This is a genomic window from Syntrophomonas sp. DTU019 (assembly GCA_913757435.1).
Lineage (GTDB): Bacteria > Bacillota > Syntrophomonadia > Syntrophomonadales > Syntrophomonadaceae > DTU019.
The window spans coordinates 132,097-156,143 of the sequence record CAJYDM010000003.1 but is presented as its reverse complement, the minus strand read 5'-3'; the positions used below and the strand labels follow the sequence as shown (position 1 = coordinate 156,143).

The 24,047-nt window shown below is 47.4% G+C and carries 20 protein-coding genes; 6 read left to right on the top strand and 14 right to left on the bottom strand.

The annotated features are described in order from the left end of the window. Positions 1 to 171: 171 nt before the first annotated feature. Positions 172 to 2,067: a molecular chaperone HtpG gene (htpG, locus tag AC15IQ_RS09610; protein WP_483178790.1), complete on the bottom strand. Its 1,896-nt coding sequence runs from the start codon at positions 2,065 to 2,067 to the stop codon at positions 172 to 174. Between the two features lie 385 nt (positions 2,068 to 2,452). On the opposite strand from htpG, the gene AC15IQ_RS09605 reads away from it, so the two are divergent. The 3 genes from AC15IQ_RS09605 (at position 2,453) to AC15IQ_RS09595 (ending at position 6,689) form a co-directional block, all read left to right on the top strand. Continuing rightward, positions 2,453 to 3,025 (top strand): nitroreductase family protein, encoded by a 573-nt coding sequence (locus AC15IQ_RS09605; protein ID WP_483178789.1) that lies wholly within the window; start codon positions 2,453 to 2,455, stop codon positions 3,023 to 3,025. A 362-nt stretch (positions 3,026 to 3,387) separates the two neighbouring features. Continuing rightward, positions 3,388 to 4,647 (top strand): peptidase T, encoded by a 1,260-nt coding sequence (gene pepT, locus AC15IQ_RS09600; protein ID WP_483178788.1) that lies wholly within the window; start codon positions 3,388 to 3,390, stop codon positions 4,645 to 4,647. Positions 4,648 to 4,994: 347 nt separating this feature from the next. Further along, entirely contained in the window at positions 4,995 to 6,689 is a 1,695-nt protein-coding gene (locus tag AC15IQ_RS09595; RefSeq protein ID WP_483176844.1) for an IS1634 family transposase, read from the top strand. Between the two features lie 174 nt (positions 6,690 to 6,863). Here the strand turns inward: AC15IQ_RS09595 and AC15IQ_RS09590 are convergent, their stop codons facing one another. Continuing rightward, the gene (locus AC15IQ_RS09590; RefSeq protein WP_483178786.1) at positions 6,864 to 7,676 is read right to left on the bottom strand and encodes a peptidoglycan-binding protein; all 813 of its coding nucleotides are present in this window, start codon (positions 7,674 to 7,676) and stop codon (positions 6,864 to 6,866) included. Positions 7,677 to 8,115: 439 nt separating this feature from the next. On the opposite strand from AC15IQ_RS09590, the gene AC15IQ_RS09585 reads away from it, so the two are divergent. Further along, entirely contained in the window at positions 8,116 to 8,325 is a 210-nt protein-coding gene (locus tag AC15IQ_RS09585; RefSeq protein ID WP_483178784.1) for a hypothetical protein, read from the top strand. Between the two features lie 53 nt (positions 8,326 to 8,378). On the opposite strand, the gene AC15IQ_RS09580 is transcribed toward AC15IQ_RS09585, so the two are convergent. The 4 genes from AC15IQ_RS09580 to AC15IQ_RS09565 all read right to left on the bottom strand — a co-directional run bounded on the left by AC15IQ_RS09580 (position 8,379) and on the right by AC15IQ_RS09565 (position 11,874). Beyond that, entirely contained in the window at positions 8,379 to 8,825 is a 447-nt protein-coding gene (locus AC15IQ_RS09580) for an Hsp20/alpha crystallin family protein (protein ID WP_483178782.1), read from the bottom strand. Positions 8,826 to 9,068: 243 nt separating this feature from the next. Continuing rightward, positions 9,069 to 9,545 (bottom strand): MaoC family dehydratase, encoded by a 477-nt coding sequence (locus tag AC15IQ_RS09575; RefSeq protein WP_483178781.1) that lies wholly within the window; start codon positions 9,543 to 9,545, stop codon positions 9,069 to 9,071. Between the two features lie 127 nt (positions 9,546 to 9,672). Further along, positions 9,673 to 10,743, bottom strand: a complete 1,071-nt coding sequence (gene phaC, locus AC15IQ_RS09570) for a class III poly(R)-hydroxyalkanoic acid synthase subunit PhaC (protein ID WP_483178780.1) — start codon at positions 10,741 to 10,743, stop codon at positions 9,673 to 9,675. A 24-nt stretch (positions 10,744 to 10,767) separates the two neighbouring features. Beyond that, positions 10,768 to 11,874, bottom strand: coding sequence for a poly(R)-hydroxyalkanoic acid synthase subunit PhaE (locus tag AC15IQ_RS09565; RefSeq protein WP_483178778.1), 1,107 nt, complete (start codon positions 11,872 to 11,874; stop codon positions 10,768 to 10,770). A 276-nt stretch (positions 11,875 to 12,150) separates the two neighbouring features. Between AC15IQ_RS09565 and AC15IQ_RS09560 the strand changes: the two genes are divergently transcribed. Both AC15IQ_RS09560 and AC15IQ_RS09555 read left to right on the top strand, forming a co-directional pair. Further along, complete coding sequence (locus AC15IQ_RS09560) at positions 12,151 to 12,741, top strand: TetR/AcrR family transcriptional regulator (RefSeq protein WP_483178776.1); 591 nt, start codon at positions 12,151 to 12,153, stop codon at positions 12,739 to 12,741. Between the two features lie 113 nt (positions 12,742 to 12,854). Next, the gene (locus AC15IQ_RS09555; RefSeq protein WP_483178775.1) at positions 12,855 to 15,032 is read left to right on the top strand and encodes a PocR ligand-binding domain-containing protein; all 2,178 of its coding nucleotides are present in this window, start codon (positions 12,855 to 12,857) and stop codon (positions 15,030 to 15,032) included. Between the two features lie 154 nt (positions 15,033 to 15,186). Here AC15IQ_RS09555 and AC15IQ_RS09550 read toward each other — a convergent pair whose 3' ends face one another. From AC15IQ_RS09550 to AC15IQ_RS09515, 8 genes are all read right to left on the bottom strand, one after another. Further along, positions 15,187 to 15,729 carry a nitroreductase family protein gene (locus AC15IQ_RS09550; RefSeq protein ID WP_483178774.1) on the bottom strand — a complete coding sequence of 181 codons (543 nt, stop codon included), beginning with the start codon at positions 15,727 to 15,729 and terminating at the stop codon, positions 15,187 to 15,189. Between the two features lie 256 nt (positions 15,730 to 15,985). Further along, positions 15,986 to 16,825: a c-type cytochrome biogenesis protein CcsB gene (gene ccsB / locus AC15IQ_RS09545; protein WP_483178773.1), complete on the bottom strand. Its 840-nt coding sequence runs from the start codon at positions 16,823 to 16,825 to the stop codon at positions 15,986 to 15,988. Continuing rightward, entirely contained in the window at positions 16,812 to 18,170 is a 1,359-nt protein-coding gene (locus AC15IQ_RS09540; RefSeq protein WP_483178771.1) for a cytochrome c biogenesis ResB family protein, read from the bottom strand. Before AC15IQ_RS09540 ends, ccsB begins: the two co-directional genes overlap by 14 nt. Positions 18,171 to 18,346: 176 nt before the next feature. Then, complete coding sequence (locus tag AC15IQ_RS09535; protein WP_483178770.1) at positions 18,347 to 19,153, bottom strand: formate dehydrogenase subunit gamma; 807 nt, start codon at positions 19,151 to 19,153, stop codon at positions 18,347 to 18,349. Positions 19,154 to 19,169: 16 nt separating this feature from the next. Further along, on the bottom strand, positions 19,170 to 19,835 hold the full coding sequence (locus AC15IQ_RS09530; protein ID WP_483178769.1) for a multiheme c-type cytochrome: 666 nt from the start codon (positions 19,833 to 19,835) through the stop codon (positions 19,170 to 19,172). A 24-nt stretch (positions 19,836 to 19,859) separates the two neighbouring features. Further along, positions 19,860 to 20,489 (bottom strand): TorD/DmsD family molecular chaperone, encoded by a 630-nt coding sequence (locus AC15IQ_RS09525; RefSeq protein ID WP_483178767.1) that lies wholly within the window; start codon positions 20,487 to 20,489, stop codon positions 19,860 to 19,862. 51 nt (positions 20,490 to 20,540) lie between these two features. Then, positions 20,541 to 21,245: a 4Fe-4S dicluster domain-containing protein gene (locus AC15IQ_RS09520; RefSeq protein WP_483178766.1), complete on the bottom strand. Its 705-nt coding sequence runs from the start codon at positions 21,243 to 21,245 to the stop codon at positions 20,541 to 20,543. A gap of 15 nt (positions 21,246 to 21,260) precedes the next feature. Further along, a complete protein-coding gene (locus tag AC15IQ_RS09515) occupies positions 21,261 to 23,858 on the bottom strand; it encodes a molybdopterin-dependent oxidoreductase (RefSeq protein ID WP_483178764.1) in 2,598 nt (865 codons plus the stop codon). Positions 23,859 to 24,047 lie beyond the last annotated feature (189 nt).

Sequence of the window (24,047 nt, the reverse complement as noted above, 5' to 3'; positions counted from 1 at the left end):
CAGCATTTTGATATAATTCTTTTTCGACTGTTTGAGAACATAATCCTGCTCCAACAACAATTTTTATTTAACCGGCAAATACCAGCATCACCGCCTGCAATATGCACAAAAAGGGGAGAGCACTGCTCTCCCGCTCAATTGTTATTGGTAGCTCATACACCATCCATCCGGTTAGCTGAACTGTCCGGCCATGATCTCGCACATAGCGTTGGAAAAGGCTACCGGATCCTCAATGTTCAGGCCTTCAATAAGCATGGCCTGGTTATAGATAATATCCGTATACAGCTTCAGCCGCTCCTGGTCTTCGGCAAACAAACGGCGCAGGGTCGGAAAGATGGGGTGATTGGCGTTGATCTCCAATACCCGCTCAGCCTTTACCGTGTTATCTTGAGGCCTGCTGCTCAATATCTTTTCCATCTCCAGCGAGACCATGCCTTCACTACTAAGGCACACGGGGTGCGACTTAAGACGCTGCGAGAGCTTAACAGATTTGACTTTGCCGTCCAGAACCTCCTGCATAAAATCCAGCAAGGGCTGATTCTCCTGAGACTGTGCTTGAGCCGCCTGTTTGTCAGCCTCATCCTCCAAGCCCAGGTCGCCGCTGGAAACGGAGCGGAATTCTTTATCCTCATACTGGTGCAGTATCTTAAGGGTGAACTCATCCACATCATCTGTCAAATACAGGATTTCAAATCCTTTGTCCTTCAACAACTCAGTCTGGGGCAGTCTGTCGATGCGGTCTACTGTTTCCCCGCTGGCATAGTAAATATACTTCTGCTCCGGCAGCATGCCCTGATGGTATTCCTCCAGAGTAACCAATTGCTGGGCTTTAGAGGAGTAAAACATGATCAGTGGCAATAACAGCTCCCGGTTAAGACCGAATTCCTTATAAATGCTCCACTTTAACTGCAAACCGAAACTCTTGTAGAATTTCTCATACGTCTCGCGCTGATTATTGAGCATATCTAACAGTTCGCTTTTAATCTTCTTTTCCAAATTCCCGGCAATCAGCTTCAACTGCCGGTCGTGCTGCAGCATCTCCCGGGAGATGTTCAATGACAAGTCCTGCGAATCCACCAGGCCGCGCACAAAGCTGAAATAATCCGGGAGCAGATCAGGACATTTTTCCATGATCAAAACCCCGTTGGAATAAAGCTGCAGGCCTTTCTCATACTCTTTGCTGTAGTAGTTGTAAGGGATTCGGGCAGGGATGAACAACAGCGCGTTATAAGTGGCCTTGCCTTCAGTCTTGCTGTGAATGACCCGCAACGGGTTCTCAAAGTCATAAAACTTTTCTTTATAGAAATAATTGTAGTCTTCCTCGCTCAGTTCGCTCTTGTTCTTACGCCAAATGGGAATCATGCTGTTCAGGGTTTCAGTCTCCCGGTAGGTTTCAAATTCACCCTCTTGGCCTTCTGCCGGGCGTCTTTTCTCCACTTCCATTTTTATAGGGTAGCGAATATAGTCTGAATACTTTTTGACTATACGGCGGATAGTATACTCTTCCAGAAACTGATCATAGTTGTCGGTATCACTGTTGTCTTTAAGAGTCAGGATAATATCAGTTCCAGGAACTGCCCGCCCGGAGCTGTTGATGACATACCCATCCAGACCCTCTGATTCCCAGTGCCAGGCTTCTTCAGAGCCGTATGCCCGAGTGATCACATCTACCCGTTTGCTGACCATAAAGGCAGAATAGAATCCCACTCCGAATTGCCCGATGATATCTATATCTTCCAGGTTCTCCTCATTTTCCTGCATAAACGCCAGCGAACCGCTGTTGGCGATGGTTCCCAGGTTGCTCTCCAATTCTTCTGCGTTCATGCCGATGCCATTATCGGATATGGTAATGGTTCGAGCAGTCTTGTCGACTTCTATCCGAATAGCGAAATCCTCACGGGTGAGACCCACATGCTGATCAGTCAGAGAGATAAAATACAGCTTGTCGATGGCGTCGCTGGCATTGGAAATGAGTTCTCTCAAGAAAATCTCGCGATTAGTATAGACCGAGTTGATCATCAAGTCCAACAGACGCCTGGATTCGGTTTTGAATTGAATCTTTTCCATGCTCATCACCTCGAAAAAATCAATAATTGGACACTCTGGTCCAGAGTTGTCAAAAATATATATACTTCAATTCGGGATAAAATTCAATATCCCAGATAATTTCTTGGTGTCGAAAAAGTGGGCAGTATATCCCGTCGGTATTGCATCAGCCAGGATTTCATGGGGTATAATGCACAGAAGGAGGTGGCACCCTCCGCCTGCGCTGGACCCGTCACATCATATACTCTTCAGCATCCTAAATCGACCAAGAGGTTGTCTCTTGGCTTTAAAAAGGTTTATCTAGTTGCCGCCAATCGTTAAAGCACACTGCTCACGTGTTCCCATAATTAGTAAATCATTGTATAGTGGTAATTGTAGAAATAATATTTAGCGGAGGAGGAGTAATATGGATATTTTTACTGCCATTAAAGGGAGACGTTCCTATCGCAGCTTTTTGAGTCAGCCGGTAGAAGAGGAAAAGCTGAATGCTATTTTAGAGGCTGGCCGCTGGGCTCCCTCGGTGATGAACCTCCAGCCCTGGAAGTTCCTGGTAGTAAGGAACCCAGAGGTTCAAGCCCGTTTGAAGGCCAGTTGCCAGGAAACCCTGAAGAAAATTTACGAAGCCAGCGGCTGGAAATGGGTCAGCAAATTTAATATTGATTTCTTAACCGAAGCCCCGGTGATTTTAGTGGTAGTAGGCGACCCCAAGAAAACTGGGGCAGATCAATTTCTACCCGGCCGGGGCACCGGTTATGCCTTTTCTTGCTGCGCCGCCATTCAGAACATGCATCTGGCCGCCCATGCACTCGGTTTGGGCACCTTATGGTTCAGTCTTTATGAAACCGACCAAATCAAACAGCTGCTAAACATTCCTGATGAACTTGATGTCGTCAGTATGATTGTGCTCGGCTATCCCACTCAACCTGAAGCAACTATCAATAGAAAACCCCTGGAGGAAATGGTAACCATAATTGATTAAAACCGAACCGGCCGTGACCGTCACAGTGTTTTTATCCGGTGTTAATGCTCCAAAACATCTCCTTGACCAGTACTGATACTGCTTCCGCTGTACATTGCGACCATTCAGTCTCCACGCTGAGCGTTCGTCTTCATGGCCATCCTTGCATGGGCAGTGCTAATTGCTTCTCTTCGTCGTTTTACTGCTTGACAAGCAAAGCCCTGTCAAGGCGGGAGGACTTAGCAGGCACACTTCAGCCTCCCCTGAAAAAGCCTATGGGGATGTTTTACAACCGCTCTTGAGTGTCGATTAGGTTAGGATGAACACAGCCTCAACGGGAAAAAGCTATAGAAGAAAACCGACTAAGTCCGTAGGAGGAAAATATGCAATCATTACTGGATAGGTTCTTAAAATATGTGAGGATTGATACACAGTCTGCCGTACAAAGCGGTACTCATCCCAGCACCCCAGGCCAGCTGGAATTGGCGCGCCTGCTGGAAAAGGAGCTGTGGCAGTTAGGTTTTAGCAAAGTAAGCCTCAGTGACAAAGGTTATCTAATGGCTGAAATACCTGCTAACACAGATAAAAACATTCCCACGGTTGGATTTATTGCCCATCTTGATACCAGTCCGGAAGTAACTGGCAAAAATGTGCAGCCCCAGGTGTTTGCAGACTACGATGGCGGTGACCTGATGCTAAATCAAGCCATAAACCTGACCTTAAAAGTACGGGACTTTCCAGAACTGAGCCATTACCAAGGCCAAACCATCATTACCAGCGACGGAACCACCCTACTAGGAGCAGATAATAAAGCCGGCATCGCCATAATTATAACCGCGTTAGCCGGCATCCTGGCACAGAATAATTTTGAACATGGCAGGCTGGCGGTAGCTTTTACCCCCGACGAAGAGATTGGTCACGGTGCGGACTATTTTGATGTGGCTGCTTTCGGGGCAGATTTTGCTTATACAGTTGACGGCGGCGCATTGGGAGAGTTGGAATATGAAACCTTCAATGCAGCCCTGGCACAGCTTGACATCAAAGGCTGTAATGTTCATCCCGGCTCAGCCTATATGCGTATGAAAAATGCCAACCTGCTGGCTATGGAATTGAATGCCATGCTGCCTCCACAGGAGCGTCCAGAATATACCCGTGATTATGAAGGCTTTTACCACCTTACCAACCTGCAAGGCAACGTGGAGGCAGCCCAAATGACTTATATAATTAGAAATCATGACCGGGGCAGGTTTGAATCCAAGAAAGCCTTCTTGAAGAGCTGCGTAGATTTCCTTAACAGCAAGTATGGCCCAAAGACAGTCAGTCTTCATATGCAGGACCAGTATTATAACATGAAAGAAAAGATTGATCCGGTGTATCACATAGTGACTCTGGCTGAATTGGCCATGCTTAAGGAGGGCGTAACCCCCTTGATCAAACCGGTGCGAGGGGGTACAGATGGAGCCCGCTTGTCCTACATGGGTCTGCCGTGCCCCAACATCTTTACCGGTGGTCATAATTTTCACAGCCGCTTTGAATTCATAAGCCTTGAATCGATGCATGCGGCAGTAAGAGTCATTACCCGGATAGTTCAAATGTTGGCTGTTTCAGATCCAAAAAGCACCGGAGAGCCGCCCCGGTGCTGAGCTGTTATGGACATCTAAGGAGAGTGAGCATAAAGGCAAAGGGGCCAGGAGTATGTCATTCCTTCCATTGGAAAATAGGGCATCCACTTCTCACCTGCCGCTTTGGCTAGCGAAAACCTCTGTTGGCAATGTTGACGATGATCGAGCAGCACCTTAAGCAGTCGAGAAACGCCCGCTGATTGGCGGGCGTTTTTCCTGACTTTTGCAGATAAGCTGAAAAGAATACCCGTGTAAATGCTGTAATATTAGTATTTATCGGGTATTTTTTATATCCCTCTACTGTATATCTAACGTATGTATGTTATAATATGGTTATACTATACTTGGTTCATACGAGGGGTGCAGGCATGAGCAGTCTACAGGTATATAACAGCCGAGGGATCAAATATGTGAGAATCGTGGAGTCTTATCGGGATCCAGTTAATAAGAAGCCCAAGACCAGGGTACTTAAGGTATTAGGGCGTGCAGACGAATTGGAAGCGCAGGAGCCTGGAATTCTGAATCGTTTGCGCAGAGAATGCCGGGAGTCCAGGGCTTTCAACGAGAGTCTTAAACAAGAAGCAATATTTAAAGATATCCAGCATTACCTGGAAGGATCTGATAACGACGCTGCTAAAGGCTTTCCTATTCGTAATTACGGCGTTAAGGTATACGAGAGTATCTGGGATGAATTGAAACTTGATTACTTCTTCGATTATCGCCAGAAGCGTGATTCCAACCTTAAGTTCAAAGTCAAAGATACGACATCTATGCTCGTTTACTTCCGGCTGCTAAAACCGGCATCAAAGAAAAAGAGCTTTGAACAAAAGGAGTTCTTTATCAACTCCAAGGAAATGAATTTAGAACAAATATACCGGAGTCTTTCTTTTCTTGCCAATGAAAAGAAATCTCTGGAAAGGCACTTGAACAAGCAGCTATCACTTAAAATGACACGCAACCTTGGAGTTGCTTTCTACGATGTTACCACTTATTACTTTGAGTCAGTCAGAGCCGATGAACTTAAGAAGTTCGGTTATTCTAAAGACAACAAAGTAAATCAGGTCCAAGTCGTAATGGGGCTCTTAATTGACGATGAGGGCATCCCAATTAGCTATGAACTGTTCCCCGGAAATACCAATGATTTTAAGACGCTGGTGCCAGTTATGGAATACTTACGGGAAACCTATGGCATAAAGAAGATTATAATAACCGCTGATCGTGGGCTAAATTCTAAACAGAACCTGGCCTACCTCAGGTCAAAAGGTTTTGATTATGTCATGGCATACAAAATCCGATCTGCAAGTAAAGCAATTAAGAACCTAGTTCTTGGGGACGAGGGCTACACTGTGGAGAGCCCGCAATTTAAATGGAAGGTCTGCAATTTTCAGAACAGTGTTAAGATTAATGGCGAAAAAGTCTTGCTCGATGACAATATGGTGATAACTTGGTCAGCTAAACGTGCTGAGAAAGACCGTAGAGACCGCGAACGATTGATAGAGAAGTCCCGGCGCCTTGTGGACTCCAAATCCAGTCTCAAAGCAGAAATGAAAAAGGGTGGCAAAAAGTATGTGCAACTGGCCATTTTTGATGACGATCACGTTTCATTCAACGAAAATCAGGTTGAAATGGATGCACAATTCGATGGATATTATGGAATTCAAAGCTCGGACAAAAGCCTGTCAGCGGCGCAGGTGATAGGGATCTATCAAGGCCTTTGGAAGATTGAGGAGAGCTTCAGGGTTATGAAAAGCAATTTAGAGGCCAGACCCATCTTTGTTTGGACAGAATCGAGTATTCGCGGCCATTTCGTAATGTGCTACCTGGCTTTGGTAATCCAGCGGTATCTAGAATACAAACTCAGAAAAGAAAAACTTGAGTTGTCTACCGAAAAGATCCAAGATGCTCTTCGAAGTGCTAATCTTACTGTTATTGATGATGCAAAAAGCAACAGCTCATATTATCTAAAGAACCAATCAAATGAAGACTTTTCGGCAATCCTAAGTACTTTACAACTTCCTGAAATCTTACCGTATGGTAAACTGAAAGACATCCGCAAAGCTTAGATATACAATCCTACAATTAAAAGAAAAGCTCTCAATTGCCTATCATCTAGGGGCGCGGAGAGCTTTCTTCTTCCTCTATTTTGCAAAAGTCAGGAGAAACGCCCGCTGATTGGCGGGCGTTTTTTATGTTAGCCAGGTTGTCAATGCGGTTTATTATAAAATTTATGTATGACACTAATATAACAATTCATAGTGCATAGCATCACCGTAGCTGTTTCCCCAACTGAAACCGGCTGGACCGAAGGCCTTTTCCCACAGTATCAGATTGGGGTCGCTTCGTTCCCAGGAGTTGACATAACGTAAATGAGTGGCGGCATTAATATCTATAGCCGTCCCCCAGGAATGATTACTCAGTCCTTTAGCCGGATTCCAGTTTATATGCCTGGGCACATAGGTTCCGTCCATTGTCCAGACCAGACTGAGCAAGGATACGGTGCGTCCATTCACAATAGCGCTGCCATTTTTGATAAGGTTGAAGGCTTGGATAAACTGATTCGCGGCTAGTCTGTGCACCTGCACATTGCGATTCAGGCCGGGCAACTTAATGGTGACGATATTGTTAGCCACCCACACCGGGTCGACTTCGATCCTTCCCCCGGTCAAATCACGATAGCGGAACTGCCCGAAGCGGCCGTTGGCTTTGCTCAGTTTGGGATACCTGACCATATCGGTCTTTTCCCCCCGCGATACCGATGTGTCAGTGTACAAGGCCGCCCGGGTATTGGGACCGACGATACCGTCAGGGGCAAGAAAAACACTTCTTTGAAAGTTTACTACTGCTTGATATGTATTGGGGCCAAATATGCCGTCGGCCGGCCCGCACCAGAAGCCCCTGGAATTGAGCGTCGCCTGCAATTGCATTACTTCATTTCCCCGTGAGCCCCAGGCAAGGTTAGCGGCAGCGGCATTGCCTGGGGCTGCTACAGACAGAGCAGAGAACATCAGGGCAGTCATCAATACTATGCTGCACAACTTTTTGATCGGCATGCAAGACTCCTTTCATAACTGCCTCCTTTAGAGAGGACTGGTCTGATATATTACGGCGAGCACACTGGTAGTTTTGTTATAGTCTAAAGAAAAGACCATTTATCCTCAAACCGCCTACAGACTCTCTTAATTGGACAAGACTGGCTGTAATGACAAGTCCTGAAGAGAATTATGCAATTTTGTTTTCCCAAGCTAAAATTCGGGGTAATGGGATATGCTGACAACTGGCTATCTCTCACTTGCCTACCAGCGATTATGGCACCAGCTTGCAAGGTTGCTCAAACCCGGCAAATACGGGTTTATTTGCTGGGCAACCGGTTGCGGTATGGAAAGCTCTCTGATATAGAGCGGCAGAATGTGGTAAAAGGCCAGATGATGTAAATATACCCAACAAACCCAAAAAAGAGATAGCCTGGGCTGTCAGCATATATTCAGTTATATGATGGTTGAAGTGGATTCCGGCAGGTTAGGACAAGATTCACAAACAGCTTATCGGGCAATATTTTTCCTGGCGGGCACAACATTCAGCCGCAAGGAATTTATCAGCCTGGAGTGCGATCCAGCTGCAGTGCGGGTTGGTCAGATATTCTGCTGCTGTCTACTGCCGGTTGTTGGGGTATGCCAGCGGCAGAGCAGTAACCCAGCATAAATAAAGCACTAGGAGGGGCTGCCCTAGTGCTTCTTCATAGATAGTTGAAAGGATCATTCTATATCAATTTTGAAGCTGCTCTCTTTTTTTGCCAGCTTAGGAACATTGACATGCAACATGCCATCTTCCAGCCTGGCTTTAATGCCATCAGCGTCAGCATCAGCCAGATACATGCTGCGCTGCATGGAGCTTACGCGTCTCTCTTTGTGGATGTAATTCTTCTTTTCTTCTTCCACATTCTCTTCTCGGTTGACAGAGATGGTGAGCCGACCTTCGTTGAATTCCAGGCTGACCTCCTCTTTGGAGGCTCCGGGCAATTCGGCGTCGATAATATATTCCTTTTCAGTGTCCTGAACATCGATCTTGAAAGTATCTGCCGCCAGGCTTCTCGGCATTATGCGGGTATCATTAAAAAAGTCATCAAGCATGTTGTAAAATTCCTCAAAACCAGAAGGCCTCAACCACAACTTGTTTCTGTTAAAAGGAACCAGTCCAGCCATTCTTAACAACTCCTTTTCCGTAATATTTGTTAGCACTCTTGCCCCGCGTAGGCTAACACCATTAATTATTCACTTACCCATCATGTAACATACACCCCAAGGGTTGTCAATATCCTTGTTAAGCAAAAACTACTAAAGGCCTGATTTCCAGCTATCACGCGAAAACCCAGGCCTTTGAAGATGAAGCTACAGTTCTTTCGCTATCCCCTGCGGGACAATCCGCCCGGGGTCTTTGGGCTGTGCCTAGGCCTTTACATTTATAGCCTGGGCTGCTTCTATTCCCGGACAGGGCAGGTCAACGATATGCTGACGGGGCGGTATTACTATGGCCTCACCTTCGATGAGCAGTTCCCCTTTTTGGTTCACGCACAAGGTACGCAAACGCACTCTGCCTTTGTCCAGCAGTTGAATGACTTCGGTCTGGGCTCTGATGGTGTCCCCGATGTAACAGGGCTTTAAAAACCTCACATTCTGAGCCTCATAAATAGTACCCGCTCCTGGCATCAGATTGCCGACTACATTGGAGATCAGGCCCATCAAGAGCATCCCATGTACGATGCGGGTTTTGAAGTGGCCCTGTTGGGCTCTCATCTGGTTTACATGCAACCAGCTGAAATCTCCGGTTATGCCGGCGTATTGATAGACATCGGTTTCGCTGATGGTCTTTTCCACATAACCGGTATCCCCGACCTTGAGTTCGCTGTAAGTATTCTCCACCATATAAAAATCTCCTTTTAATAACCCCATTGATTTTAAATCAATCATCTCATAATTACCTTTATAGCAGTTGATAAGGCCTTAGGCCTGCGGCTGTATCAAAACCTATCCGATTCAATCGAGACAGTGTCTATTTATCTCTTTCCCACAGCCATTCCGCTATCTTGGGCGCCAAAAGCTTTTGGGCTTTAGCGCTGACATACATGCCGATATGACCAACTGGGAAACCTACCAATTCGTTATCAGCACTGCTTATATAATCATTGAAAGGAATGGTGGCAGATGGTGGTACCAGGTGATCTTGCTCGCCATAAATGTTGAGTACCGGCATGTCGATATCCTCCAGGTCAACGACCCGACCGCCGATCTCCAGGGTGCCTTTGACCAACTTATTTTCCTGATAGAAATCTTTGATAAAACGCCGATAGGCTTCACCGGCTTGGTCGGGGCTATCCAGAATCCATTTTTCCATGCGAATGAAATTGGCCGCTGTTTCCGGATCATCAAAGTTATCGATAATGCCCAGGTATTTATTGATCATCAATTGAAAAGGTTTGAGCATATCAAACCCGCCGTTTAAGAGTTCCCCCGGGATTACCCCGAAGGTATCCACCATGTTATCTACATTCAGGTTCTGGCTCCATTTAAAAAGCAAGCCATCTGAAGCCCCGGATTCAAAGTCGATCGGCGCTACCATGGTAATGAGGTTTTTAACCTTCTGGGGGTTTAAAGCGGTATAAACTGCAGAGAAGGTGCCCCCCTGGCAAACCCCCAGGATATTCAACTTGCTGGCACCCGATTCCTTCAAGACCCGATTAACGGCATTTTCAATGTAAACATCGATGTAATCATCCAGGGTGATATACTTATCCTCGGCAGTGGGGTATCCCCAGTCAATGATGTACAGATCCAATCCCAACTCCAGTAAATTCTTGATCACGCTGCGGTCAGGTTGCAGATCCATCATATAGTGACGGTTTACCAGAGCATAGATTATCAAAGTGGGCACCTTGCAGGTCTTTTTAGCCAAAGGCCGGTAGTGATAGAGCTTCATCTTGTCTTCCTGGTATATCAGGTCTTTAGCGGTAGTGTCCGATTGGGGGTCTCCCATATTGACAAGCAAATCCAAACTGCTGATGAATTTCTTCTGGCTTTCCAGCATTTCGCTGATGTTTTTTTCTATATCGAAAACGCTTACCATTTTACCCTCCTCAATCATGCTTCTTCAATTATTCTTTGACTGGTTGTTTTTTGCTTTGCCCTCTTTTAATGCGGCGATTTCTTTCTTCAAACTGCGGATTTCTCTTTTCAAGCTGTCCAAGGTTTTATAAACACTGTCCATATCATTTCTGCTTGGGTAGGGTAAAAACTCCAATTGTTTTTCAACAAGACCATCGAACTCCTTTTTGAAGTTGACCCCGGCATCCAAGGCTTTCCCCATGACCTCGGAGAATTCAGGGGTGGCGAAAACCTTGAGATAGGCCTCTTCATTAGTTTTCCACCAGTAATCATAGAATTCTTTATAGGTTTTAGGATTGGTTCCTGCCACCACCATCTGTTGGTATTCTTTAATTATTTTCTGCAGGGTCTGTTGATTGACTTTGACCATTGTTCCCATGAATTGATTCATGGTGTTAATGTAACTTATCAGAGCATTTATGCTATGCATCTGCTTCTGCATCATCTCTCTGTTCATGGAAAACTGTGGAATGCTAAAAATTTTACCGAAGCTGGCCGAGAAATTCTCTTGCCACAACTTGTTGAATTCCACATAAGCCTCCTGATCACCGCCTATGCTCTTGTGCAGTAGGGCTTGCAGTTCGTTGGCGGTCTGCAACCAGGGCCTAAACATGTTTTTGCTGCTTTCTTCGGCCATATCATGGATTTCCATCGACTGTTTGAAAAGATTCTGTACTTGTTCAGGCCACAGCGGTAGGATATTATGGTTGAGCATCTGAACATAGTCTTTTTTGCATTTGTCATAGAACTCTGTCACATCGCTGTCCGGCCCGACTATGGCCGTATTCAGGCTCTCCCAGAAGGACTTGAGATTCTGATAAAGATTAACGCTTCCCAGCATCTTATTGACCAATTCCTGCTGCTGTGGATATGCCTCAGCTATGCTCTTCATACTCTGATCAAAAAATGCGCTGGACATATCCATCCACTTCTGCATCAAATCCTGAACCGGTTTCATACTCACCTCAAACCAGCCTGAGGAATTATTTTCTTTCTCTTCCGACCTGGGTTGGGGGTTAATGCTTTCCTGGAAAAGATTCAACATATTTTGCTGAAAATTTACCCAATCCCCTAAAAAGTTTTGTGGTGTCATTAAACATCCTCCTACATAACTTATTATTATATTGGTGTTTCATTATTGTTATTACTGCTAATTTGTCTTTTGTGCCTGTGTCCCATTTTATCGGTATTTGTCGGCACATATGGTTGCGCAATTGTATTAGAATAGAAACACAACATCAACTATTTTAAGGATTTCCCCAGACAATTCAATGGTCAAATTGACCCATAATGTGGCTTAACTCACTGGAACCGAGACTTAGTTGCCTATTTACTTATTTGTTAATTTCTGTAATAAGGGTGTGAATGGATGAAACCATCGGACCTGCGCGTGAGGCGCAGCAAGAAGATGATTAAAACGGCCTTTTTGGAGTTGATCGCGGAAAAAGGCTACCAGCATGTCACCATAAAAGATATTGCCGAGCGGGCTATGATCAACCGCAAAACCTTTTACAATAGATACGAGAGCATTGATGCTTTATTCCAAGATATATTGCATGAAAGCACTTGTGCATTATTGTCCCCATCAATTTGTCAGGGTGGTGATGAAGACTCATCACCTGTTTTGTTGTCAGCAAACATCCATGCGTTTCTGAGAAACCTGAGCCGCAATAAAGAGACTTTGCGGACCCTTCTCAATCATGTCTCGGTATACGTATTAAACCAGCAGATCGAAAGGTGCCTTCAATCACATTTTTCGGAGAAACTGGCCGCAGCCAAGGATGAGGAACTATATCCCCAAAATCAGTATCCACATACGTTGCTTAACAGTCTGACCACCTCTTTTTACATGGTAGTTGCCAAGTGGTGGCTTACTCAGGAGGAATATTCAGAAGAACAGGCCGCCATCATTGTAGAAGACTTTATTAAAAACGGCTTCCCCATCTCATTCATGATTTGAACACTCCACACCAAAATGCACAAAAAAAATGCCAATTACCATATTCGACAAATTGCGTCGGTTTTATAGGTTATTGTTATAGAAAATATGACACTATAAGGGGCAAACATATCGTGAGTCGAAATGTCCAAACCTCTCAACAGCTGTTCGTTCAGTTGTTGCAGCAGGCGGCCAAAATGGTTGGGGTTAACCAAACACGTCCCATCTTCAATCATGATGTCTGCGATGGGACTGCGTCCTCGGACTCGGATAGCAGCCCGGTGCAGACTCCAATTGCGGATGGGCGGTTAAACCGGCCGACCATCAATTGTGCCCGTACATACCATATCTCCGAACTTATCGATCTTCCCCTGCTGCAGCAATTGATGGACTCATTCTATGAACTGACTGGAATACGACATACTTTAATGGACTCTGACAACAATATTTTATGCCGCAACGGCTGGACCGAGATATGCCTGAATTTCCACCGCGCCTGTCCTCAGACTGAAAAACGCTGCCGTATGAGCAACACTTATGCCTCGCAGCGCCTGCGGTTTGGCTCTTATACCAAAATCCACTGCCTTAACGGTTTGATCGATTATGCCACTCCGGTGGTGGTGGACGGTCAGCATCTGGCCACACTCTATTTGGGACAAGTATTTAACGAACCACCTGACGAGGACTTTTTCCGCCAGCAGGCTCATGACTTTGGTTTCGACGAGAACGCTTATATACAGGCCCTGCATAAGGTGCCCATCATACCTGATTCAGAAGTTCAACTAATAATGAGGTTTTACTCCCATATGGCACAGCTGATGGCTTCGATGGGCATGGAGAGGATACGCCAATTGGAGGCCGCCGACCTGGCCTTAAAACAGAGTGAAGAACGTCTGCGACTGGTTCTGGAGGCTAGCCATGATGGCTTTTGGGATTTTGACCTGAAGAATCAAAGCACATATTTAAGCCCTCGCTGGGCTGAGATGCTCGGGTACTCGCAACAAGAATTGGAACCCTGCCTTGAAACCGCGACAACCTTGATGCATCCTGAAGACTACCCGCTGGTCAGGCAGGCTGCTATCAATCACCTGTCAGGGGCCAGTCCTTTTTTTGAAGCGGAATACCGCATGCTGACCAAATCCGGTCAATGGAAATGGATGTTGGCCCGCGGCCAAGTGGTCTCCCGGGACCATAACGGTAAACCCCTGCGTGCCGCCGGGACCTGCACCGATATCACCGCACGCAAAGAGGCTGAAAACACTCTGCGCTCTTCCGAGGAGAAATTTTCCAAGGTATTCCATAACAGTCCCATAATGATGACTTTGATCGATCTTTCGCAGGGCATTTTTCTCGATGCCAATCAGGCCTTCTGTGATAATCTGGGATATGAGCGATATGAAATTATAGGCATACCTCACAATGATATCGATATCTATGTGGATGCCCAAATCAAGGATTCGCTGGATCAAAAGTTATTAAAGGATGGCAAAGTGGAAGGCTCAGAGGTGCGTTTCCGCAGCCGTTCCGGGGATGTGCGACAGGGTTTGCTGTGGTGCCACTTAATACAGTTAAACGGCACCAAATGCCGACTTGCCAGCCTTATCGACATAACCGAACAAAAGCGCATCGAGCATGAGATGTCACGACTATCCGAGCTCAATCTAATCGGGAGCATGGCGGCCAGTATCGGTCACGAAATCAGAAACCCTATGACTTCAGTACGTGGTTTTTTGCAGTTATTCAGGGAGAAGTACAGTGAAGATATCGAATTCATAGACCTGATGGTAGAGGAGTTAGACCGGGCCAATGCCATCATAACTGAGTTCCTGGGTATGGCCAAGGATAAGGCGGTCTGTTTCAGGCCTCAAAGCCTTAATCAGGTGGTTTTATCCCTCTATCCCATGCTCGAGGCTGAAGCCAATGGCAAGGGCATGAAAATTGACCTTAAGCTGGGTCATACCCCCAAGCTCTTGATCGACCAGAATGAGATTCGGCAGGTACTGGTAAATCTGGCTAACAACAGCCTGGAAGCCATGACCTATGGCGGCATACTCACCATCGGAACCAGTGTGACCAATGATGATGTGGTACTGTATGTCAAAGACCAGGGACCGGGCATCAGACCGGAGATTATGGATAAAATCGGCACCCCTTTCTTTACCACCAAAAGAAATGGAACCGGGCTCGGACTTTCGATATGCTACAGTATCGCCGCTCGACATAATGCCCGTTTAGTGATCAAAAGCAATGCCCAGGGCACTACCTTTGAAATGTGCTTTCCCAATTGTAGTCAGAGTGGGTCCAACAGTTAGCTGGTGGTCATACTGAGGGAACGGCCCTTACAAAGGGAACTTAATTGTACAAAAACAACGGCTGTCCCCAAGGTCCATTTTGGAATATGAGACAGCCTCTCTTATGTAGAGATTCAATTGATATGCGGCAGGCTGTTATAAAATCGCCTGCAACCTACCTAACATAATTCACATTGTCAGTTTCAGCCCTATCAGGGATTTTGACATCTTCTGCAGCGTAGCCCAGGGTAACGCATAATATCACCGCATTGCCTTCAGGAATACCTGCGAGAGCAGCCAAAGCCGCATCGGCTTTAAAGCCCAGTTCAGGAGTAGCCATCAAACATGAGCCCAGCCCCAGGGCGGTGGCGGCGATAGTCATATTGGCGCCGGCGGCAGCTATATTAGCCAGACTGTAGGGATTCTTGGCAGAACCGGACAAGACCACCAGGGTGGGTGCCCCATAAAGCGGATCAAATCCAGGTATCTCTGCACGGCTTACCATCATCTTAATACCCGAATCCTTCATCGCCTGTACGGAAACTGCGGATATTTTGTTGAGCAGTTCAGCATTCTGAATCACGCTAATCTGAAAAGGCCCAGCATTGGGAGCTATTTTCCCGGCCTTTATTATCTGCTCTAAATCCGCATCCTTGATCTGTTCGGCTTTGTACTTTCGGATACTTCTTCTCCGGGCAATCGCATCGAGTGTATTCATGAATTAAACCTCCTTATAGCTTTTAATAAATAGTCTATCATATCCTGTAGTGCATAAAAATTCCAGATAAGCACCAAAATGAGCATCTAAGGGCATTCTTCACCGCGACAATTTAAATCGCGGCTTGTTCCCCAGTTATTCTTCTGCTGTGACAACCGTTTTTCCGAACAGGATCTGATCAGGCGGGTAAAGAATATGGGGACGCAAGGATGTCCGCATCCCTGCGTCCCCCAAGGGAAGAGGGGGGAGCATATTATCAAGCGTAGCTGTGCAGTCCCACCAACCAGTAATTGACTCCAAAGAAGGTGAACAAGACCGCTGCGAAGCCGATGACCGCTATCACTGATGAACGTCGGCCACGCCAGCCGTAGGTCTGCCTGACATGCAAGCAGGCCCCGTATATCAGCCAGGTAATCAATGACCAGGTCTCCTTTGGGTCCCAGCTCCAGTAGGACCCCCAGGCCTGTTCCGCCCATATGGCTCCGCTGATAATAACCATGGAAAGCAGGAAGAACCCTATTGTGATGAAGCGGTAGCAAGACTCGTCCAGTACATCCATACCGGGCAGGTTCTTGTATAATCTCGAAGTAGTGGATTTATTCTGGGCATAGCGTTCTTTAACCAAATGCATGACCGCCAGGGCAAAAGACACTGCCAGTGCTCCATAAGACAAAATGGCAGTTGCAACGTGCACACTCAACCAATTGCTTTTTAAGGCCGGCATCAGCGGGGTGATCGCTTTTTGGCTGGCCGGCATCTCAACCGCTGCGTATGCCAGAATGCCCCAGACTATGGGTAGAAGGAACAAACCTACTGCCTGAAGGCGGTGACGGTATCGCATCCACATGTAAAACAAGACAATTCCCCAGGCAAATGCCACCAAGAACTCAAACCCATTAGACAGAGGCAGTCTTTCTGCGCTTATGGTACGCAGTATTAAAGCCAAGGTATTGGCTGCCCAGCCACAAGCGGTGATATAGTCGGCAAAGCGAGTAACATGCTCGTGCTTAGCGGCGAACCCCCATACAGACAGCAGGATGGCCGCCGTGTAGGCCACGAAGGCGGTACTGAAAGCCAGATCTTCATATATTCCCATTGAACAACGCCTCCTCGCTCTCGCTGGTCATTTTTTGATTTACAGTACCCGTCCCCCGCTGAATTGCCTGGCTAATAGTTTCGATACTCTCTGCCAGCATCAACTGATTTTTACCGGTAATGCCACCTATTAAAACCTGAACTGACGCCCCCTCCTGCTTTAAAACGATCCACAACCGGTGCGGATTAAGAAAGAATGACATACCCATACCAGTCAGGAGGAAAAACGAACCCAACCAAATCAAGGGCACCCCGGGATCTTTTTTGACCAAAAGGCCGGTATAAGGCACAGTGCCGACGAACTGAACGGTATTTCCCTGTTCACCAATCGATATCGGTGTTTCAAATCGAGCCTTGCCCATGCTAAGGTGCTGACCGCCCTTAAAGACCGCGTAAACCAGTTCCGTACCGGGAACGGGGTTATCGGCGACGGTATTAGCGTCAGAGTTCGCAGCCGGCATTTCCGATTCAGAAGCATAGGCAACCAGACTGTATTCTGTGCCCGGTATCGAGAAACGCTGTCCTGGCAATATCAATCCCAAACGTATCACATTGCCATCGGCGCCATCGATGCTTACTCTGATGGCCTCCCCGTAGGAAGCTTGATAAAACTTGATTCCCTGGTACTTAAACGGGCTGTTGACGCCAATAGTTGCGGTCTGCTGGACTCCGCCATCGGCAATAATGCTTACCCGGCTGAAATACCCGGCGGGTGACGAATCAGCATAACGTTCGATCAAAAAGTCATTCACCTGCAGTTTAAAGCCCTCTGTGCCTGGAGCAACTCCCGTCCCGGGAATGCTGTCCAGACCGAACACGGCTCCCACAGGCACATTTATGCCGCTTTGAAACCCGAACACCGAGCCGATTAATACCCCCAGCATGATTATCAGAAAACCGCCATGGGTGATGACTGATCCCCACCGGTGTAGGCGCCCGTGTTCAGCGCCAATCCTATATTTTCCCGCAACTGGCCGGTCTGACCAAGTATCGTATCCCCGGCCTCTAAGCAGCCTGATTATACTATCGCCATGCTCCGTACAGTGACCAGTTATGGAAAAACCGACCTGTTGCTTTAGTTGGGACACTTGCTTACATTCCAACAAAGGCCTGGGGCCTTTATCACAACGAGCGATGGTGGTAAGGCGATAAAAGCTGCAGGCCATCAGATTCAAGGCGGCAAGTGTCAATAAGGTCGCATACCACCAGGAATGAAACACATCATCGAGCTGCAGCAAGTTGAACCACTTTCCTGCAGAACCATGCAAGCCCTGCTGCTGCGGTAAAATCGTTCCTGCTATGGAGGCCAGGATGATGACCAGGACCAGAACCAGGCCCGTTTTCATGGATCTGAATCTAGTCAACCAGCTTTTATCGCCAGACAATCGATCACTTCCTTACAAAGGATTAAGTCACAATAGCTTCTTTGGGAAACAGCAGCCTTCCCTTCCCTTCATATCAATCCCAGCGGCAGTAAATCACATAGGAAGATATTATCAGGTGCGGGTGGCGCATTCTTACCTCACATCAATCCCAGCGGCAGATAGCCCCACAAGAACCAGATTAACACCGCCGCATAGACTACCATTTGAATGGCTATCAATACCCTGCTGCGACGGAATCTGGAGCCTTCATATACAACTGCCTCCTGGCCTACCACCGGAGGGGTGTCGTGCTTTAATTCCAAGGGATGGAATTCCTCCATCTCCTTGTGCGAGAATTTGCCGTCCAGCCACACCTTGTTCATGGGAAATACCATGGGGCTGAAATGAGCATTATAAAAATGCCATACGAAAACCGCCATTATGGCCAAGATGGCTTCGTCGCTGTGGGCCACCTGGGCGCTATCAATGAAGGTACGGGACAAAAACTGTGCGGAAACTTGAGGAAACCAGAGTATCAGTCCCGAACCGACCATGATGGCTATGCCCCAGAAGACCGCCCAATAGTCAAATTTTTCCTTGTAGGAGTAGCGGTCAAATTGAGCTCCTTTCTTGGTCATGCCCAGACAGTAAGCCATATGGTCCAACAGGTCGGTGACGTCTTTTAACGTCGGGACCATGGCCTTAGAACTCTGTTTGGCCACCAGCAGACAGTAGGCCAGGTAGCCCAGGTGGTATACAGCCGCGATGATCATCATTACGGCAGCAACCTTATGAATGGTCAGCATGGTGTGGAAACCGCCAAAAACAGCGCACAGCTTGACTGCCCAGGCCTTGGCGGCATACTTTAAGGGCAGCCCGGTCAAGGCCAGGATAATAAAACTCACAAACAGCAATATGTGCTGCAGACGGTGATGAATATTCCACCTCTGATATACACTGCCCACGAAAACTCACCCCTTTCTAGTTCTTTTTCCGTCCGGACCGTTTAAACAGGTGGAACAGTTCCACTTCCATATGCACGATTAGGCCCACTACTGTCAAAATGGTCAGCCAGACAAAGAACTTGAGTGTATTGTGTTCCGCTATGCCAGTGCCAGCAGCCAGGGATTTATGCTCTGTACCTTTAATAAAGTTTTCCTGAGCTTCCCCCCCGTGGCACTTGGCACAGGTATCCGGCAGCCGGGTGGCTGAATAGGTGGCCTGAGGATCAGATCTCTCCAAAACATTGTGAGATCCATGGCAGTCGATGCAATTGGCGGTTTCGATACTGCCTAGAAGCAGGCCGCGCCCGTGAACACTCTCCATATAGGAGTCCAATTCCTCAGCGTGGCAGGCGCCACAGGTTTCCGGGATATGCTGCGGTGATATCAGGGTTTCCGCAGGTTTCTCGTAATCCGCCCGGTAGTCTTGAAGATGTTCACTGCCGATATTGGGATGGCAGGCTAAACACGTAAAATCACTGTGGACCGATGTGGTTATAAACGGCCCCACCTCAGCATGACAACTGAGACAGTTTTCATTGCTGAAGTCGGGTTGTGCGGTATCAGCCACAACTAGACTGGCCGATCCTAACACTATTAAGAACATGCTAATAGTCAAAGCTAATAATTTTTTTGACAAGGGCATTGATAGAATCACCCCTTTATGCCTCTAATTCTGATCGAGCTGGTCGATGGGCTGAAACAGTGTCCGGAGCATATCGCCCATACCTTGGTAAAACGGGCTTTTGGCATGTTGGGAAAGCCTGTCTGCTACACTCAGCCCCAAATGGTTAAGGTGTTTTGACAAGGTTTCCTCTTGCAGCCGCAATGCCATTTGCTCTTTATCGGAATTTCCGTTTTTTATTGCTTCCATCTCCTGATAGATGAGATAAGACATAAACTCCAATTCCAGAGCGATATGATCCGGAGGCAATTTGAATTCACTGCCCGGTCTTAACCCGGCTTCATCGTACAACCTGGCTATCTGGAAGGTTGACTCCTGAAAGAGCTTGCCTTCCTTATAGACTGATTCAAACAAGGGTACCAGTCTGGGTTTGGATACATAGCACATGCGGGTGTACTCCTTCTGCAAGTCCAACAAAAGCTCATCTGTTGAATCGAAAGCAGCGAGATAGTCGCGAAATGCTTTATACCTATCCTCGGGCAGGTTCTCCATAAATGGATTATTGAGCAGATCCTCTACAAAGGCTTCATCCGGATAGTCCAGGGCTTTGGACATCCAAAAATAGACTTTTATATTGGTGCTCAGCTCTTCCAGACGTTTTTCATCAATCTGCATTTATTAACCCCCTGATCTTTTGGTGAGCGCATAAATGCGCTCACGTCAGGTCTACTCGTCTTTGGCAATCTCGGTTCTTCTGGCGCTGTATTTCTTTAAGCCCGCATAAGCGGCCGCAGCTACAGCTACAACACCTACTGCTGTGCCGCCCATAGCCACCGGACTCATACCTGCCTTGAATTTATCCACGGCGGGATAGCCCACTGCAGTAGGATCGGCTTTGGAGAGAATCAGCATACTGGTGCCGCCGTTCTCCTCCAGACCATAGATGTGCATCCCGCCAGCTTTGGCCATCTGTTGAGCTTTGGCTACCATGGCTGCTCTTTCCCCGAATTCCAGAGCACCGGTGGGACAGACCTGAACACAGGCGGGAATGGCTTGTTCATCCTTGCCCAGTTCGCGATGGGCGCACATGCTGCATTTCACTATCTGATTGTGCTCCTGGTCCAACATGGGTACATGGAAGGGACATTTCTGCACACAGGTGCCGCAGCGAATGCACACGTTAGTATCCCATAAAACCGGCCCATAATCACTCTTGGTCAAAGCCTTTTTGGGGCAGTTGTCCACACAGGTAGGTTCCAGGCAATGCATGCAGCGCTGGTGATACATACCCTCGTCATTTATCTGCACCACTGTTCTGGTGTTGCCGTTGGCAGCTACATCATGTAATCTGTTCTCTTGCACACATTTGTAGAAACAACTGTTGCATCCGGTACAGAATCTGCTGTCTAGTAAAATTGCGTATTGTTTCATATTTCACTACCCTCCCTAGGCCTTTTTGATCCGGACATAAACATCCTCAACCCAGCCCATACCGGTGGGGTCATGCTGTTTACAGATAGCCGGATCTTTCTGCGGAATCAAGTCGCCGTCGCGGTAGCCCCATACACCATGCTTTAGCCATTTGGAGCGGTGGCCGATGCCGTGGAAGAGCATTACACAATCATCCCGGGTTATGCGCGAAGACATGAAGACTTTGGATTTAACCGGCCTGGGCAGCTCCGGCATATGCTTGGGGTTGGTTTCCAGAATGACTTCGTCCCCATTCTGCAGATTGAGCTTCTTGCCAGCATTGGGGCTGATCCAAACGCAATCGACGCGGTTTTTCTCCGAGAGCTTATTAAGAACTGGATTGTCAATGAAGTTGGGATCGGCATGCATGTGCCACCCGGATCTGGTGATGAGCAGGGAGAACTCGTATTCTCCTTCCGGTGAGGTCCAGCGGGGTTGGAAGGTGGGTAAACCGTCAAAACCAACCTCAGCGAACTCGTCAACATACATCTTGACTCGGCCATCAGGTCTGCCATAACCGATTTCACGGATGGTCTTGTAGTTTTCATAAGGTTTCTTATCAATCCAGAAACCGTCCTTATCCTTCATAAATTCGGCTTTTGTCTCAGCTGCACCTACCGCTTTGAGGGCCGGGTCATACATATTACCCTTAATCAGCTTAGCCGGATCTGAGCTGCCATCAGTGGTCCAGTATTCAGGCGCCAGAGCCATACCGATCATGTTAGCCACTTTGCCCCATCCTATGACATCACCAGGGGGTTTTTGCACCGGGTCTCCTCCCACCAGACAGGGCCATTTGGGATAATACTGTCTGATGTCCAGTTTGGATTCTTCATACTGATGGGGAGCTGGCAGAACATAATCACACCAGTAGGCATTGTCATCCGGGTACAGGTTCCAGTCGACCACCAGGTCCATATCCATCATAGCCGCTTCAGTCATCTGCGGTTGGATCAAGGCAAACAGTCCGCGATGCGGTCCTCTAAAGAACAGCATCTTTATATTTTTCTTGTGATAAAGACCGTGCCCTACCATGCCGTAATGGCCGGGTGCGCTGAAGTCCTTGTTCTTATAAATGTTGTCAGTAACCGGGAACTGATCGCGATAGTCAGCAGGACTTGCCGGCAGTTCCGGGTATGGCTTTACTATGGGATCCACATCTTCCAGCCAGGGGATTTTCACCCCGCTGAGGAATAATACCGCTCCATCATGATCCAGAGAGCCGGTTAACATATGCAGGATATTGATGGATTGCATCAACCTCCAGCTATTGGAATAATTGGGCCCCGCCGCGTCGCGTTTAAGATTGGGTATGCATACCGTTGGTGCGGCCTGGGCAAACTCACGGGCGATCCTGTCGATATCCGCTGCCGGCACTTCACTGACCTGTTGCGCCCATTCCGGGGTGCAGTCTTTGACATTTTCCTGCAGCAACTGCAAAACCGGCTTGGCCGTTATCTGTTGGCCATTGTGATCAAAGGTGAAGGGGCCGCCATCGAAGGCCATATCTTTGACGGTGTTTACCGGGACCGCTTTCTTTTCGGTATTACTCCAGGCCAGCCAGGTGCCCTGCGCATCGGTGAGGCGTTTTTTGGTGGCCACATCTATCAACACGCCGGCATCGCTGTAGTCTCGCAAGAAATCAGTCTGATACAGCTTGTTGTCAATTATTACTTTAATCATGGCCAGAGCCACAGCCAGGTCGGTTCCAGGCTTGATGGCGTAGTATTCATCGGCCATGCCATCTGTTAATGGTGTTCTGACCGGGTTAAAGAATACGATTTTGGTGCCATTGCGCTTGCCTTCCACGATGTGGTTTAAGATGCCAGCCTTGGCCGTCTTGCTGAAAGAGTCGAATCCGAACCACAGCATGTATTTGGTCTGACTGTAATCAAATCCCCACAGAGAATGAGTAACCGTATAAGTGCTGGAATAATACTTGTTGGGAGGATTGGTGATCATCAAAGAGTTCAGATAGTAATGAGTTCCGAAACACTCAGTTCTCTGATCGCTTCTGGAAACCCCCAGAGAACGGCATAAACGGTTGGTATAGGGGTCGCCCGGACAGGCAAACAACATTTCGTCACGGGAGTAGGTCTTCATCTTGGCGATGATTTCATTGACTGCATCCTCGGTCTTGACTGTAATCCAACCGGGGTCCTCACCCTCACCGCGTTTGGGATTAGTTCTTTTTAGTGCAACCAATAAACGGTCGGGGTTGTACATGCCATCCACGAACCCCATGGCCTTAATGCAATACTTGCCACGGGCTACCGGGTCTTCAGGCCGTCCTTCAATAGTTAAAGCTCTTTCCAAACCGGTTACCTGGTCCACCCCGACTACGATGTCGTAATGGCAATCACATTCGCATGCCCGGGCACATACCTGCGGTACTTTTTTCTTTACCAGATAACGTGGTTTTTCCTGGGGATGCTCCCCAAACGCATAGGCTACATCGAAGTTACGCAGCGGGGAATCCATCACCATGATAGCGGTGGATATACCGGTCCATTTCAGGAATGACCTTCTGCTAAGTTTCTTGTGGGTATTCATGGCTTCACTCCTTTTCCTCATTCAAGCAGTGTAGTTAGATTTAGCAGACTGTTCTTACCGACCTCCTTAACAGTAAATGTTTTAGTTTTTCGCAGGGCTTTGACGATTAAAGGTGCAATTTGCATGCCATTCTCACACTGTGTGCTGCACTGCCCGATATATTTGAACTGCTTTCAAAATACTCTGCCGGGTCAAGATTGGAATTGTGTC

Excerpts from the sequence above, each read along its gene's own strand:
- AC15IQ_RS09580 (WP_483178782.1), bottom strand. The coding sequence starts at position 8,825 with ATGGCTGGACTGGTTCCTTTTAACAGAAACAAGTTGTGGTTGAGGCCT.
- AC15IQ_RS09590 (WP_483178786.1), bottom strand. The coding sequence starts at position 7,676 with ATGCCGATCAAAAAGTTGTGCAGCATAGTATTGATGACTGCCCTGATG.
- AC15IQ_RS09540 (WP_483178771.1), bottom strand. The coding sequence starts at position 18,170 with ATGAAAACGGGCCTGGTTCTGGTCCTGGTCATCATCCTGGCCTCCATA.
- htpG (WP_483178790.1), bottom strand. The coding sequence starts at position 2,067 with ATGGAAAAGATTCAATTCAAAACCGAATCCAGGCGTCTGTTGGACTTG.
- AC15IQ_RS09575 (WP_483178781.1), bottom strand. The coding sequence starts at position 9,545 with ATGGTGGAGAATACTTACAGCGAACTCAAGGTCGGGGATACCGGTTAT.
- AC15IQ_RS09595 (WP_483176844.1), top strand. The coding sequence starts at position 4,995 with ATGAGCAGTCTACAGGTATATAACAGCCGAGGGATCAAATATGTGAGA.
- AC15IQ_RS09565 (WP_483178778.1), bottom strand. The coding sequence starts at position 11,874 with ATGACACCACAAAACTTTTTAGGGGATTGGGTAAATTTTCAGCAAAAT.
- pepT (WP_483178788.1), top strand. The coding sequence starts at position 3,388 with ATGCAATCATTACTGGATAGGTTCTTAAAATATGTGAGGATTGATACA.
- AC15IQ_RS09515 (WP_483178764.1), bottom strand. The coding sequence starts at position 23,858 with ATGAGGAAAAGGAGTGAAGCCATGAATACCCACAAGAAACTTAGCAGA.
- AC15IQ_RS09550 (WP_483178774.1), bottom strand. The coding sequence starts at position 15,729 with ATGAATACACTCGATGCGATTGCCCGGAGAAGAAGTATCCGAAAGTAC.
- AC15IQ_RS09560 (WP_483178776.1), top strand. The coding sequence starts at position 12,151 with ATGAAACCATCGGACCTGCGCGTGAGGCGCAGCAAGAAGATGATTAAA.
- phaC (WP_483178780.1), bottom strand. The coding sequence starts at position 10,743 with ATGGTAAGCGTTTTCGATATAGAAAAAAACATCAGCGAAATGCTGGAA.
- AC15IQ_RS09520 (WP_483178766.1), bottom strand. The coding sequence starts at position 21,245 with ATGAAACAATACGCAATTTTACTAGACAGCAGATTCTGTACCGGATGC.
- AC15IQ_RS09585 (WP_483178784.1), top strand. The coding sequence starts at position 8,116 with ATGATGGTTGAAGTGGATTCCGGCAGGTTAGGACAAGATTCACAAACA.
- ccsB (WP_483178773.1), bottom strand. The coding sequence starts at position 16,825 with ATGGGAATATATGAAGATCTGGCTTTCAGTACCGCCTTCGTGGCCTAC.
- AC15IQ_RS09525 (WP_483178767.1), bottom strand. The coding sequence starts at position 20,489 with ATGCAGATTGATGAAAAACGTCTGGAAGAGCTGAGCACCAATATAAAA.
- AC15IQ_RS09530 (WP_483178769.1), bottom strand. The coding sequence starts at position 19,835 with ATGCCCTTGTCAAAAAAATTATTAGCTTTGACTATTAGCATGTTCTTA.
- AC15IQ_RS09605 (WP_483178789.1), top strand. The coding sequence starts at position 2,453 with ATGGATATTTTTACTGCCATTAAAGGGAGACGTTCCTATCGCAGCTTT.